The sequence below is a fragment of the Bacillus sp. R45 genome (assembly GCF_021729365.1).
Taxonomy (GTDB): Bacteria; Bacillota; Bacilli; order Bacillales; family Bacillaceae; genus Bacillus; species Bacillus velezensis.
Genome location: NZ_CP091421.1, coordinates 3559249 through 3572951, shown reverse-complemented (window position 1 = coordinate 3572951; position 13703 = coordinate 3559249). Strand labels below are relative to the sequence as shown.

General features: G+C 47.3%; 12 protein-coding genes. 8 read left to right on the top strand and 4 right to left on the bottom strand.

What is annotated here, in order from left to right; genetic code table 11:
- Positions 1–11: 11 nt before the first annotated feature.
- Positions 12–1739: an ABC transporter ATP-binding protein gene (locus L3V45_RS17735; RefSeq protein WP_060387218.1), complete on the top strand. Its 1728-nt coding sequence runs from the start codon at positions 12–14 to the stop codon at positions 1737–1739.
- A 68-nt stretch (positions 1740–1807) separates the two neighbouring features.
- Here the strand turns inward: L3V45_RS17735 and L3V45_RS17730 are convergent, their stop codons facing one another.
- The 3 genes from L3V45_RS17730 to cls form a co-directional block, all read right to left on the bottom strand.
- A complete protein-coding gene (locus L3V45_RS17730; protein ID WP_003151087.1) occupies positions 1808–2080 on the bottom strand; it encodes a hypothetical protein in 273 nt (90 codons plus the stop codon).
- A 68-nt stretch (positions 2081–2148) separates the two neighbouring features.
- Positions 2149–3111 (bottom strand): UV DNA damage repair endonuclease UvsE, encoded by a 963-nt coding sequence (uvsE, locus tag L3V45_RS17725; protein WP_017418723.1) that lies wholly within the window; start codon positions 3109–3111, stop codon positions 2149–2151.
- Positions 3112–3123: 12 nt separating this feature from the next.
- Positions 3124–4323: a cardiolipin synthase gene (gene cls / locus L3V45_RS17720; RefSeq protein ID WP_003151091.1), complete on the bottom strand. Its 1200-nt coding sequence runs from the start codon at positions 4321–4323 to the stop codon at positions 3124–3126.
- Between the two features lie 138 nt (positions 4324–4461).
- Here cls and L3V45_RS17715 point away from each other — a divergent pair, with 138 nt between their 5' ends.
- From L3V45_RS17715 to pyrG, 3 genes are all read left to right on the top strand, one after another.
- Complete coding sequence (locus L3V45_RS17715) at positions 4462–6570, top strand: (Fe-S)-binding protein (protein ID WP_043867507.1); 2109 nt, start codon at positions 4462–4464, stop codon at positions 6568–6570.
- 227 nt (positions 6571–6797) lie between these two features.
- Positions 6798–7325 carry a DNA-directed RNA polymerase subunit delta gene (gene rpoE / locus L3V45_RS17710; RefSeq protein WP_015387570.1) on the top strand — a complete coding sequence of 176 codons (528 nt, stop codon included), beginning with the start codon at positions 6798–6800 and terminating at the stop codon, positions 7323–7325.
- A gap of 240 nt (positions 7326–7565) precedes the next feature.
- Positions 7566–9173, top strand: a complete 1608-nt coding sequence (gene pyrG, locus L3V45_RS17705; RefSeq protein ID WP_003151098.1) for a glutamine hydrolyzing CTP synthase — start codon at positions 7566–7568, stop codon at positions 9171–9173.
- Between the two features lie 47 nt (positions 9174–9220).
- Here pyrG and L3V45_RS17700 read toward each other — a convergent pair whose 3' ends face one another.
- Positions 9221–9742 (bottom strand): DUF2529 domain-containing protein, encoded by a 522-nt coding sequence (locus tag L3V45_RS17700; RefSeq protein ID WP_060387217.1) that lies wholly within the window; start codon positions 9740–9742, stop codon positions 9221–9223.
- A gap of 164 nt (positions 9743–9906) precedes the next feature.
- Here L3V45_RS17700 and spo0F point away from each other — a divergent pair, with 164 nt between their 5' ends.
- The 4 genes from spo0F to L3V45_RS17680 all read left to right on the top strand — a co-directional run bounded on the left by spo0F (position 9907) and on the right by L3V45_RS17680 (position 13670).
- A complete protein-coding gene (gene spo0F, locus L3V45_RS17695) occupies positions 9907–10281 on the top strand; it encodes a sporulation initiation phosphotransferase Spo0F (protein WP_012118670.1) in 375 nt (124 codons plus the stop codon).
- Between the two features lie 175 nt (positions 10282–10456).
- Complete coding sequence (locus L3V45_RS17690) at positions 10457–11314, top strand: class II fructose-bisphosphate aldolase (protein WP_003151102.1); 858 nt, start codon at positions 10457–10459, stop codon at positions 11312–11314.
- A 118-nt stretch (positions 11315–11432) separates the two neighbouring features.
- Entirely contained in the window at positions 11433–12071 is a 639-nt protein-coding gene (gene fsa / locus L3V45_RS17685; protein WP_003151103.1) for a fructose-6-phosphate aldolase, read from the top strand.
- 309 nt (positions 12072–12380) lie between these two features.
- Positions 12381–13670 carry a UDP-N-acetylglucosamine 1-carboxyvinyltransferase gene (locus L3V45_RS17680; RefSeq protein ID WP_015387571.1) on the top strand — a complete coding sequence of 430 codons (1290 nt, stop codon included), beginning with the start codon at positions 12381–12383 and terminating at the stop codon, positions 13668–13670.
- Positions 13671–13703 lie beyond the last annotated feature (33 nt).

The following is a 13703-nucleotide window of genomic DNA, read 5'->3' as shown; positions in this document are numbered from 1 at the left end:
AGGACGGAAACGTGCTGCGACAATTTTTTTCTTATTATAAACCGTACAAGAAGCTGTTTTTTCTCGACTTCTTTTCTGCCATCGCCGGCGGATTGATGGAGCTGAGTTTTCCTCTGATTGTTAATTACTTTATCGATACATTGCTCCCGGGGCGGGATTGGCGTCTGATTATTTTGACTTCCGCTGCTTTATTCGGAGTCTACGCCCTCAGCTCGGCGCTTCAGTATGTTGTGACGTATTGGGGCCATATGCTCGGCATTAACATTGAAACCGATATGCGTAAAAAGCTTTTTGACCATCTGCAAAAGCTTTCGTTCAAATTTTACGATAACAACAAAACGGGCAGTTTAATGTCCAAGCTCACCAATGATTTGATGTATATCGGAGAAACCGCCCACCACGGGCCTGAAGACCTGTTTATCGCGGTCATGACGATTTTGGGCGCGTTCGGTGTGATGCTGTTCATTAACTGGCAGCTCGCGCTGTTGACCTTTATCATTATGCCGGTCGTCATATGGCTTGCTTTGTATTTTAATAAAAAAATGACCTCTGCGTTTACAAAACTGAACAAAGACGTCGGAGACTTCAGCGCGAGGGTCGAAAACAATATCGGCGGCATCCGTCTTGTTCAGGCTTTCAGCAATGAAGCGTTTGAAAAGCAGCGGTTTGACGTGAACAATCAGCGTTTCCGCAAAACAAAGCTGACGTCATATAAAATCATGGCGAAAAACGGCTCGATCAGTTACATGCTGACAAGATTCGTCACGCTGTTCGTCCTGTTGTGCGGGACATGGTTCGTGATCCGCGGATCGTTATCTTACGGGGAATTCGTCGCTTTTGTGCTGCTGACGAACGTTCTGTTCCGTCCGATTGATAAAATCAATGCGATTATTGAGCTGTATCCGAGAGGCATAGCCGGTTTTAAAAGCTTTATAGAAATAATGGAAACGGAGCCTGATATCAAGGACGCCCCGAACGCGAGACATGTGTCCGGTTTAAAAGGGAATATCCGTTATGATGGTGTGTCATTCGGTTACGAAGAAAACAGCCCGGTTCTGTCGGGAATCAATTTGTCCATTCATGCAGGGGAGACAGTCGCATTCGTCGGGCCTTCGGGAGCCGGAAAATCAACGCTGACAAGTCTGCTGCCGCGCTTTTATGAGCCGTCTGAAGGCGTGATTTCCATCGATGGAATTAATATTAAGGACATGACGCTGTCATCATTGCGCGGACAAATCGGCGTCGTCCAGCAGGATGTCTTTCTGTTTTCCGGCACATTGCGGGAAAACATTGCGTACGGGCGGCTCGATGCGTCTGAGGAGGAAATCCGGCAGGCCGTCCGCCAGGCGCATTTAGAGGAGCTGGTAAACGGGTATCCCGACGGTTTAAACACGGTGATCGGCGAGCGCGGCGTGAAGCTGTCAGGCGGGCAGAAGCAGCGGCTTTCCATCGCCAGAATGTTTTTGAAAAACCCGTCGATCCTAATTTTAGACGAGGCTACATCAGCCCTCGATACAGAAACGGAAGCCGCCATTCAAAAATCGCTGCAAGAGCTGTCTGAAGGACGCACGACGCTTGTGATCGCCCATCGGCTGGCTACGATTAAGGATGCGGACAGGATCGTCGTCGTCACGAAAGAAGGCATCGCTGAACAAGGTCATCATAAGGAACTGCTGGCATCCGGCGGCATATACCAGAGACTCCATCAGGCCCAATTCGGCGAGCTGATACATGAATAATGGAAAAAGGATAGACGAGCGGGGGCCGGGCAGCCTCCTGTCTATCCTTTTTTTTATGTAGTCCGTATTTAATGGGCTTCTTTTTGCGCAGGTTCGATGATATGTTTGAAACGGTCAACAAGCTGCACCGCTTTCTTTCCTTCCACTACAATTAAATATTCTTGTTCTTTATGAGCCATTCTGAACGTTTCCAGCTCAATGATATCTTTGATTTTGCACATTGTTTTTTTAGAGTAGATATACAGCTCGTGGCCTCCCGTGTGGCAAAGCTGATAAAGCTGAAGCATGTTTCTTAAAGTGAACTTCTTAGCGGCTATTTTCAAAGATGTAATGTTTTTCATGTGTTTTCTCCTCCGTCTGATGGTCTGTTATTTCGGAAATTCCCCATATGAACGGGTGATAAACCTGGTTATGCCTTCCACCTCAGCACTCCGCCCGCCAGGCGTTTAACTCCGCGGATGGCGCTTAATTCTTCGACGAGCCGGAGCAGCGCCCGGTCTTTCTCTTTCGCCTCAATCATAAAATCGATGTCCGCATCCCATTGTCTGAACCGCTCCAGCACCGGCAGAATAAAATTCGCGTCCACATAGTCCGCATGACTGCGTACGGCTGATTCTGATTTTGGCGAGGAGAGATGGACCTTCGGCTTTAAGCCGATCCGCTGCCATGTTTTGATCATCCGCGGAAGAATGTCATCTAAATCAGCGTCATCGGCCGGATTGGCGTAAAAATGGTGATAATCAAACACAAACGGAATGCCTTCTTGCTCACATACACTGAGTGTTTCCTCGGACGTATATGTTTTATCATCGTTTTCTAAAGTCATCCGCTGTTTGATGACATCGGGAAGTTCTTTCAGATTCACGCGGAAACGGCCAAGCGCGCTTTGTTTGTCACCGTAAGCGCCTCCGACATGGATGTTGATGACGGAACGGTCCGCGATGCCCATTGCGTCCAGCATGTCATAATGATAGGCCATATCCTTGACCGCATTTGCGGTAATCTCCCGTTTCGGGCTTGTAAAAAGCGTGAATTGGTTCGGATGAAAGCTCGTTCTGAGGTCATATTTTCTGACCAGCCCGCCGATCTCACGAAACTCCTGGCGAAACGGCGTGACAAAATCCCACAGTACATCAGGGTGCGTGGCGAGCGGCACAATTGAGCTTGAGAACCTGTACAAAGGGATGCCGTGGCCGACCACATAGTGGAGGGTGCGCAGCGTATTGGTAAGATTTGCTTTCGTCACAGAAAGCAGAGCGTCTTTCCGCTCACTGCGGGAAAGCTTGGTATAGCGCGCATATGTTAAGGTTTTGGCGGGGGACGCGTCCCAAAGGCACATGGCGTTTGCGACGAATCCGAATCTGAACAGCATATGGTTTCTCCTTTATAAAAAGTAAGATATGGCCTTTCCCAGCCATTCTGCAGGAAGCTGTCTGACGGAGCGCTGTTTCACTTTTTCTAATGTGAGAAGCTCGGATTTTTCGATGTCCTGCTTTATGGTTGAAAGCACTTCCTTTGTAAAGGCCTCATCATGAATGATGACATTTACCTCTTCATTCCAGAACAGGCTCCGTTTATCAAAATTCGGCGTGCCGATAATGCTGATGCGGTCATCTATAATGAAGGCTTTAACATGATAAAAGCCTTGATAATACCGATAGATGAGGCAGCCGGCCTTCAGGAGCTCGGGATAATAGGTAAAAGCTGTTTCCCGAACGAGCGGGTGATCTGATTTCATCGGAACGATCAAGATGACTTTGACGCCTTTTCGGCAGGCTGAAATAAGCGCTTCCTGAAGCTTTTTGCTCGGTACATAATAAGGCGTGCCGATGATGATTTTTTTCTCCGCCTTACGGATGCAGTTTTCATAATGCGATTCAAGCGAAAAACCGTCAGATGCATATGTCCTATGAGAGATATTCCCTTCGGATAATGCCGGATAAACCCCGGGTGATTCGGGTGTTTTTCCGGTGTTTCGTTTCAGGTCGCTTACAAAAAGAGTCTGAAGATCCGCCGTGCCTTCGCCGGTCATCCGCAGGTGATAATCCTCCCAGTTTCCGAACTTCGCTTTTTTGCCGAGGTACTCTTCAGCGATATTAAAGCCGCCGACATAGCCGATTTTGCCGTCAATGACGGTCACTTTCCGGTGATTCCGTTTTTGCAGCCTGAAAAAAAGAAAGGGAAATGCCGGTTTATTTAGAAAATGAACGTGAACGCCGGCTTTTTTCATCGTTTGAATGGAAGGCTTTTTCACTTGGCGGCTGCCCGCCCAATCGAGCAGCAGATATACGGAGACGCCGGCCCGGGCCTTTTCTTTCAATAAATCAAACATCTCATGGCTGACTTGGTCGTTCTTCATAATAAAAAACATCATATGAATAGAAGAGACGGCTTGGCGAATATCAGCCGTCATCTGCTGCACAAGCTCGCTGCCGCAGTGAATGAGTGTGATATCACTTTTTTTGGGGTCAAAAACGGGCTCATACGCCTGTTTTTTGTACGCCGCCCGGCCAAGCAGCATATCAAGCAGCATAAGTGCGATCAATATGATAAAAATGACAAGCAACACAAAAATGACCTTCATACCGACGCTCCTTTCCGAAGTATCCGTAGTGTGCCCTGAGAATGTGAATTTAATTATTGACTGAACACTCATTCATTATTTATGATAAAGTAAAGATATGACAATGAAGAGGGGAATCAGAACAAAGGGGGAGACAAGATGAACGCATTTCTCATGGTAAACGCGCTGCTGTTTTCAGCTGTAACCGCTTACGCCGTTTATTTATTCGTTTACCTGATCAGAACGAGGATCGCTTATATTAAGCTCGGCCAAAGGGAAGAATTTGATAAACGCCTGAAAGAACGTCTTCAGAAGATATGGGTGAATGTGTTCGGACAGAAAAAATTGCTGAAAGATAAAAAGAGCGGAATCATCCACGTTCTGTTTTTTTACGGTTTTATACTCGTTCAGTTCGGCGCAATTGATTTTATTCTGAAAGGGCTGCTTCCTGACCGGCATCTGCCGTTCGGCCCGCTTTATCCGGCATTTACCTTTTTTCAGGAAATCGTCACGTTTCTGATTTTAATCGCCGTAGTCTGGGCGTTTTACCGGCGCTACATTGAAAAGCTCGTCAGATTGAAACGCGGGTTTAAAGCGGGGCTTGTCCTGCTGTTTATCGGCGGACTGATGGTGACGGTGCTGCTCGGGAACGCCATGAACCTTTTATGGCACGATCATTCTCTGTCTTGGACGGAACCGATCGCTTCCTCCATTGCGTTTGTGCTCGGCAGTCTTTCAGCGCCGGCGGCCGCCGCCGTATTTTATGTTTCATGGTGGCTTCATCTGTTGTTTTTGCTCAGCTTTTTAGTGTACGTGCCGCAATCAAAGCATGCGCACTTAATTGCGGGTCCGGCGAATGTGTTCCTCAGCAGGCTGGATTCAAAAGGAAAGCTGGAAAAAATCGATTTTACCGATGAGACGAAAGAAAGCTACGGCGTCGGAAAGATTGAAGACTTCCGCCGCTCTCAGCTTGTCGACCTTTACGCCTGCGTCGAATGCGGCCGCTGTACAAATATGTGTCCGGCCTCCGGTACGGGCAAGATGCTCTCGCCGATGGACCTCATTTTAAAGCTCAGAGACCATTTGACGGAAAAAGGCGCTGCCGTGACATCAAAATCTCCGTGGGTGCCCGCACCCGTTTTTCAGCACACGAAGGCGAATCAGCTCGCCGCGGCTTCCTCAGGGGGAGGATCGCGTGAAGCGGCGGCAGCCATTGATTACAACCCGAGCTTAATCGGCGAGGTCATCACGGAAGAGGAGATTTGGGCGTGCACCACTTGCCGCAACTGTGAAGATCAATGTCCGGTCATGAATGAACACGTTGATAAAATTATCGATCTGCGCCGCTATCTTGTGCTTACGGAAGGGAAGATGGACAGCGACGCGCAGCGGGCCATGACAAGCATTGAAAGACAGGGAAACCCGTGGGGCTTAAACCGGAAAGAGCGGGAGAACTGGCGGGAGCAGGCTGATACAGAGATTCCGACAGTGAAAGAAATGAAAAAACAAGACAAAGAGTTCGACTATTTGTTTTGGGTCGGCTCAATGGGTTCCTACGACAACAGGAGCCAAAAGATTGCCGTCTCATTTGCAAAGCTGCTCAATGAAGCGGGCGTATCCTTTGCGATTCTCGGCAATAAGGAAAAAAACTCAGGCGATACGCCGCGCCGTTTGGGCAACGAGTTTCTGTTCCAAGAGCTGGCGGAACACAACATCGGCGAATTTGAAAAACACGGAATCAAAAAAATCGTCACAATTGATCCGCACGCCTATAATATGTTCAAAAATGAATACCCTGATTTCGGATTCCGGGCCGAAGTCTATCATCATACTGAATTATTAGCCGAGCTTGTGTCACAGGGGAAACTAAAACCGCTTCACCCGGTCAATGAAACGATTACCTTCCATGACTCGTGCTATTTAGGAAGATACAACGAAGTGTATGAGCCGCCGAGAGCGATCTTAAAAGCCATTCCGGGCGTTCAATTGAAGGAAATGGAGCGCAGCCGCGAAAACGGGATGTGCTGCGGCGCCGGGGGAGGGCTCATGTGGATGGAAGAAGAAACGGGAGCGAGGATCAACACGGCCCGGACTGAGCAGGCGCTTTCTGTCAGTCCGACGGTCATCAGCTCCGGATGTCCTTACTGTCTGACCATGCTCGGTGACGGTACGAAAGCGAAAGAAGCCGAAGACGCGATCGGCACTTATGATGTCAGTGAATTGCTCGCCATGTCTGTATTCGGCGCCGAAAAACAAGAGTCTTTATAGAAAGAAGCGGGCCGCCGGCGCATATGCCGGCGGCTTTGTTTTCGCACATCAGCCGATTTATGAAGGGGCGGCTCTAAAATTTCTTAAATTACGCTGTTTAGGGTAGCATATTCTGTTTTAATTTGTTTATAATGAGAGGTATGGTTTATGAACAAAACAATACAAATTCGTTCTTATTATAGGATAGAAACAGATACATATAAGTAATAGAAAGGGAGTGTCCGACCTTGAGTATCAAACAATATTCTCAGGAACAGCTGAAGCAGATGGCTTTAGTTGAAATCGCTCACGAAATTTTCTCAGAACATAAAAAACCGGTTCCGTTCCAGGAGCTGCTGAATGAAATGATCTCCTTGCTCGGTGTTACGAAAGAGGAACTGGGCGACCGTATCGCCCAATTTTATACAGACCTCAACATTGACGGCCGCTTTATTGCTCTGTCAGATCAGACATGGGGGCTCCGCAGCTGGTATCCGTACGATCAGCTGGACGAAGAAACACAGCCGACTGTAAAAGCGAAAAAGAAAAAAGCGAAAAAAGCCGTTGAGGAAGATCTCGACCTTGATGAATTCGAGGAAGTTGATGAAGATGACATCGATCTCGATGAAATGGAAGAAGATATTGACCTTGACGCAGACAGCTTTGACGACGAAGATATCGATGAAGAAGATGACGACGAGCTTGAGATTGAAGATGAGATGATTGAAGAAGATGAGGAAGATTATGATGATGAGGAAGAGGATCGCAAAGACTGATTTTATATCAGCAAAACGATCTTGACTTTCATTGTCGAACTATGTAGTATGTATTTTGGGCTCTTCAAAAAGAAGAGAATTCATAAGAGTGCTACGCTCCCTTTCAAGAAATTGAAAGGGAGCTTTCTTATTTTCATCTCCCAAATTCTTTTACACATCATTTGTTTTTAGTGAAATGATTTTCTATAAAACGGCACATTTTAAGGAATGTAGCGCAGACCGAAGAGAGGAGCAAACGAAATGACGAAATATATTTTTGTAACCGGGGGAGTTGTATCATCACTCGGAAAAGGAATTGTGGCAGCATCACTTGGCCGCCTTTTGAAAAACAGAGGCATGAGCGTCACCATCCAAAAATTTGACCCTTATATCAACGTTGACCCGGGAACGATGAGCCCGTACCAGCACGGTGAGGTATTCGTTACCGATGACGGCGCTGAGACTGACCTTGACTTAGGGCATTATGAGCGGTTCATTGACATTAATCTGAACAGATTCAGCAACGTGACGACAGGTAAAATCTATTCTGCCGTATTGAAAAAAGAGCGCCGCGGGGACTACCTCGGCGGAACGGTTCAGGTCATTCCGCACATCACAAATGAACTGAAAGACCGTGTTTACCGTGCAGGCAAAGAAACAAACGCAGATGTAGTCATTACTGAGATCGGCGGAACAGTGGGAGACATCGAATCTCTTCCGTTCCTTGAAGCCATCCGTCAAATGAAAAGCGACATCGGCCATGAAAACGTGATGTACATTCACTGTACGCTTGTTCCGTACATCAAAGCGGCGGGCGAGCTGAAAACAAAACCGACGCAGCACAGCGTAAAAGAGCTGAGAAGCCTCGGTATTCAGCCTAATATCATCGTTGTGCGCACGGAAATGCCGATTTCTCAAGATATGAAAGATAAAATTGCGCTCTTCTGCGATATTGACACGAAAGCGGTCATCGAGTGTGAAGATGCGGACAACCTTTACTCCATCCCGCTTAACCTTCAGGAGCAGGGACTCGATAAGCTTGTCTGCGATCATATGAAATTAGAATGCAAAGACCCGGATATGACGGAATGGAAAGACCTTGTCACGAAAGTGAAAAACTTGTCTAAAACCATTACAATCAGCCTTGTCGGTAAATACGTCGAGCTTCAGGACGCTTACATTTCAGTCGTTGAATCACTGCGCCACGCGGGCTATGCGTTTGACGCTGATGTGAAGATCAAATGGATTAACGCCGAAGAAGTGACAGAAAGCAATATTCAAGAGCTGACTGGCGGCACAGACGGAATCATCGTGCCCGGCGGTTTCGGGGACCGCGGCGTAGAAGGGAAAATCATCGCCGCCAAGTATGCGCGTGAGAATAAAATTCCGTTCTTCGGCATCTGCCTCGGTATGCAGATTGCATCCATTGAATATGCGCGAAACGTATTAGGCCTGGAAGGGGCTCACTCTGCGGAGATCGATCCGTCCACTCCTTATCCGATCATCGACCTTCTGCCAGAACAAAAAGATGTCGAGGATCTTGGAGGGACGCTTCGTCTCGGACTGTACCCTTGTAAGCTTCAGGAAGACACGAAAGCCTTCGAAGCGTATGCGGATGAAGTGGTATACGAACGCCACCGCCACCGTTATGAATTCAACAACGAATACAGACAGCAAATGGAAGAGAACGGTTTTGTGTTCTCAGGAACAAGCCCTGACGGCCGTCTTGTGGAAATCATCGAGCTGAAAGACCATCCTTGGTATGTCGCTTGCCAGTTCCACCCTGAGTTCAAATCAAGACCGACAAGACCTCAGCCTTTATTCAAAGACTTTATCGGCGCTTCCGTACAAGCTGCAGAACAGAAGTAATAAAAAAAGACTTGCCTCCTTTAAAAGCGGCAAGTCTTTTTTCTGCATCAGGCATATTCCTGCATCATTTCCTTTAACGTAAAGGACAGCGCGTGATAGACATACAGGCCTGTCATTAATGAAGGAAAGCCGTATCTTGTCCCGTCTTCATCGGGCAGAAGCGGCATTTTTAATTTGCTGTCAATATGAACATCACAAAATTCCTCAATCCCGGTTTGATCTTTGATGACAGGAGATACGCAAACGAGGCCGACCCCTTTTTCATAAAGCTTTTGAGCCAGCACCTGTTCTTCAGCCGTGCCCGGACCTGAACAAAACATTAGCACCCTGTCGCTTTCTGTAATCGAATCAGCTGTATCCGGAAACGCTTTGACAGAAGGCATCGGTTCTGAGCCGAGCTCCGCCTCGCACAAAATGCCCTGCATCTCATTTGCGCCGTATAAATAAATGGTATGACCGCTGACGGCTGCCTGCGCCAGCAGGCGCGCGCCGTCTTCTATTGCTTCGGACTCCTTATCCTGAATGCGGGAAAAAATGCCTGCAAGCTGCGTCGTAAATATCTTTAACATGAGTGAAACCTCCTTTACACATACAAGAACAGTATACAACAAAAGAGAAAATGCTCAGAAAATGTCGGAAAGTAGACTATTATAATTAAAGGAAATGTGAAAATCAAACAGAATACATAAACAACTGCTTCCTTTTGACGAAAATGATAATATTGGGGTGTAAAATGATGAATGAAAAGATTTTAATCGTAGATGACCAATACGGTATACGCATATTGCTCAATGAAGTGTTCCATAAAGAAGGGTACCAGACGTTTCAGGCCGCCAACGGCATACAGGCGCTGGACATCGTAACGAAAGAACGGCCCGATCTCGTGCTTTTAGATATGAAAATCCCCGGCATGGACGGAATCGAAATTCTCAAGCGCATGAAGATGATCGACGAATCCATCCGCGTCATTATCATGACCGCTTACGGAGAACTCGATATGATTAAGGAATCAAAAGAGCTCGGAGCGCTGACTCATTTTGCGAAACCTTTTGACATTGATGAGATCAGAGACGCGGTGAAAAAATATTTACCTCTAAAATCGAATTAATAAAATTAGAAACAATTATGTCATTGTGTTGCCGATTTGTCGAAAAGTTGGTATCCTAGAGATGGAGAAAAAGCGATCTGTTGTTTTACATATGACAGGTTTTTATGGTCATGCTATAGGTGGAAAGCTTTTTTCGAGAAGAAGCAAATCAGGCTACATAAGGAGGACTTTCGACATGCCTTTAGTTTCAATGACGGAAATGTTGAATACAGCTAAAGAAAAAGGATATGCTGTTGGACAATTTAACTTAAATAACCTTGAGTTCACTCAAGCTATTTTACAAGCAGCAGAAGAGGAAAAATCCCCGGTTATTCTTGGTGTTTCAGAAGGCGCGGGACGCTACATGGGCGGCTTCAAAACAGTGGTTGCCATGGTTAAAGCTCTTATGGAAGAATACAAAGTGACAGTTCCTGTCGCGATTCACTTAGACCACGGTTCAAGCTTTGAATCTTGTGCGAAAGCGATTCATGCAGGTTTCACTTCTGTAATGATCGACGCATCTCACCATCCGTTTGAGGAAAACGTAGCAACTACAGCTAAAGTGGTTGAGCTTGCTCATTTCCACGGCGTTTCAGTTGAAGCTGAGCTCGGAACTGTAGGCGGACAGGAAGATGACGTGATCGCTGAAGGCGTAATCTATGCTGACCCTAAAGAGTGTCAAGAACTTGTAGAGCGCACTGGCATCGACTGCCTTGCACCTGCACTGGGTTCTGTTCACGGCCCTTACAAAGGCGAACCGAACCTCGGTTTCAAAGAAATGGAAGATATCGGCAAATCAACCGGCCTTCCGTTAGTACTTCACGGCGGTACAGGAATTCCGACTGCCGACATTAAAAAATCAATCTCACTTGGTACGGCTAAAATCAACGTAAACACTGAAAACCAAATTTCTTCTGCAAAAGCTGTCCGCGAAACATTGGCAGCTAAGCCGAACGAATACGATCCTCGTAAATATCTTGGACCTGCTCGTGAAGCGATCAAAGAAACGGTTATCGGCAAAATGCGTGAGTTCGGTTCTTCAAACCAAGCTTAATCCGATGTAACATCCATAAACCGCCTGACAGCATTGACAGGCGGTTTTATGTCTTACCTTTAGAAAGCGCAATCATGTTTTACAGTTCTGAAAATTTATTACTGGGGAGGCTTTCCTTATGTTATTTTTCATTGATACAGCAAACATTGACGAGATTAAAGAAGCTTATGAACTTGGCGTTCTTGCCGGAGTTACGACAAACCCTAGTTTAGTGGCGAAAGAAGCTGACGTGTCTTTCCATGACAGACTTCGTGAGATTACGGAAGTCGTGAGCGGATCAGTAAGCGCGGAAGTCATTTCCCTGAATGCTGAAGAAATGATTGAAGAAGGTAAAGAACTTGCGAAAATCGCGCCGAATATTACGGTGAAAATCCCGATGACGTCTGAAGGGTTAAAAGCCGTAAAAGCGCTGAGCGACCTGAACATTAAAACAAACGTAACGCTCATTTTCAGCGCCAACCAGGCGCTTTTGGCGGCAAGAGCCGGGGCGACTTATGTATCTCCGTTCTTAGGCCGTCTGGATGACATCGGCCATAACGGTCTTGAACTGATTTCAGAAATAAGACAGATTTTTGACATTCATGACATTGATACTCAAATCATCGCAGCTTCCATCCGTCATGCGCAGCACGTGACTGAAGCCGCTTTACGCGGTGCGCATATCGGTACGATGCCGCTGAAAGTCATTCACCAGCTGACGAAACATCCGTTAACGGATAAAGGCATCGAGCAATTCTTGGCTGACTGGAATAAATAAGGGGGAAAAGGGCGGCAAACCGGTTGCATCCGTTTGCCGCACCCTTATGTTTTCCTGTTTGGCAGCGGGCCTTCAGTATCAAAGTGAAGAGTGTGTTTCCCCGGAATATGAACCCGGCGGGCCTCTGTGCATCCTGTGTTAAAAATGCCCCGCAAAGCTTCGCTATTTTCTTCCTGTTATTTTATAATGTCCTTGTATTCTTTCTCTTCGAATTGGCTACATTTTGGACAAGAGCTTTATTTGCAGAGACAGAATAAAATGCCATTTTATTTACGCTCCGCAGCTATCTTCTTATGGAAGGAGACTATCATGGAAAAGTTGAATATTGCCGGCGGCGATCCGTTAAACGGAACCGTACATATCAGCGGTGCGAAAAACAGCGCCGTCGCATTGATACCCGCAACCATTCTGGCAAATTCCGAAGTAACGATCGAAGGGCTTCCGGAGATCTCAGATATTGAAACGCTGCGTGACCTGCTGAAAGAAATCGGCGGAAACGTCCATTTTGAAAAAGGAGAAATGGTCGTTGACCCTTCCCCGATGATCAGCATGCCGCTTCCCAACGGCAAAGTGAAAAAACTCCGCGCTTCCTATTACTTAATGGGCGCGATGCTCGGCCGCTTCAAACAGGCGGTCATCGGACTGCCGGGCGGATGCCATCTCGGTCCGCGGCCGATTGACCAGCATATCAAAGGGTTTGAGGCGCTTGGAGCGGAAGTCACCAATGAACAAGGCGCGATTTATCTGCGCGCCGAAAGGCTGAGAGGCGCACGGATTTATTTAGATGTCGTCAGCGTCGGAGCGACGATTAATATCATGCTTGCCGCTGTACTGGCTGAAGGTAAAACCGTGATAGAAAACGCCGCCAAGGAACCTGAGATTATTGATGTTGCAACATTGCTCACCAGCATGGGCGCAAAGATCAAAGGTGCGGGAACCAATGTAATCAGAATCGACGGCGTAAAAGAGCTGCACGGATGCAGGCATACGATCATTCCGGACAGAATTGAGGCGGGCACCTTTATGATCGCCGGCGCCGCGATGGGGAAAGAAGTCATTATTGATAATGTTATACCGACTCACCTGGAGTCTTTAACGGCGAAGCTCAGGGAAATGGGTTTTTACATTGAGGCGAGTGACGATCAGCTTCTTATGCTCGGCGGGCAGAAGCAGATAAAACCGGTCGACGTGAAAACGCTTGTTTACCCGGGATTCCCGACTGATCTTCAGCAGCCGATGACATCTCTGTTAACGAGAGCCAGCGGCACGAGCGTCGTAACCGACACCATCTACTCGGCCCGATTTAAACATATAGATGAGCTGAGACGGATGGGGGCCAATATGAAAGTGGAAGGCAGGTCGGCCATTATCACCGGTCCGGCCGAGCTTCAGGGCGCAAAAGTAAAGGCGAGCGATCTGCGTGCAGGCGCTTGTCTGGTCGTCGCCGGGCTCATGGCTGACGGCGTAACCGAAATTACCGGTCTTGAACATTTAGACCGCGGCTACAGCAATCTTGAGAAAAAACTCGAAGGTCTGGGCGCCACAATCTGGCGGCAAAGGCTGACGGACGAAGAGATAGAACAGCTCCAAAATTCATAGAAATGCGGACTTTTGAGAGGAGATCGTGTTGAA

What these genes read in the sequence shown, in the direction of transcription:
- fsa (WP_003151103.1), top strand. Translation starts at nt 11,433, where the DNA reads ATGTTATTTTTCATTGATACAGCAAACATTGACGAGATTAAAGAAGCT.
- uvsE (WP_017418723.1), bottom strand. Translation starts at nt 3,111, where the DNA reads ATGCTGTTCAGATTCGGATTCGTCGCAAACGCCATGTGCCTTTGGGAC.
- spo0F (WP_012118670.1), top strand. Translation starts at nt 9,907, where the DNA reads ATGATGAATGAAAAGATTTTAATCGTAGATGACCAATACGGTATACGC.
- L3V45_RS17690 (WP_003151102.1), top strand. Translation starts at nt 10,457, where the DNA reads ATGCCTTTAGTTTCAATGACGGAAATGTTGAATACAGCTAAAGAAAAA.
- L3V45_RS17680 (WP_015387571.1), top strand. Translation starts at nt 12,381, where the DNA reads ATGGAAAAGTTGAATATTGCCGGCGGCGATCCGTTAAACGGAACCGTA.
- pyrG (WP_003151098.1), top strand. Translation starts at nt 7,566, where the DNA reads ATGACGAAATATATTTTTGTAACCGGGGGAGTTGTATCATCACTCGGA.
- L3V45_RS17715 (WP_043867507.1), top strand. Translation starts at nt 4,462, where the DNA reads ATGAACGCATTTCTCATGGTAAACGCGCTGCTGTTTTCAGCTGTAACC.
- cls (WP_003151091.1), bottom strand. Translation starts at nt 4,323, where the DNA reads ATGAAGGTCATTTTTGTGTTGCTTGTCATTTTTATCATATTGATCGCA.
- L3V45_RS17730 (WP_003151087.1), bottom strand. Translation starts at nt 2,080, where the DNA reads ATGAAAAACATTACATCTTTGAAAATAGCCGCTAAGAAGTTCACTTTA.
- L3V45_RS17700 (WP_060387217.1), bottom strand. Translation starts at nt 9,742, where the DNA reads ATGTTAAAGATATTTACGACGCAGCTTGCAGGCATTTTTTCCCGCATT.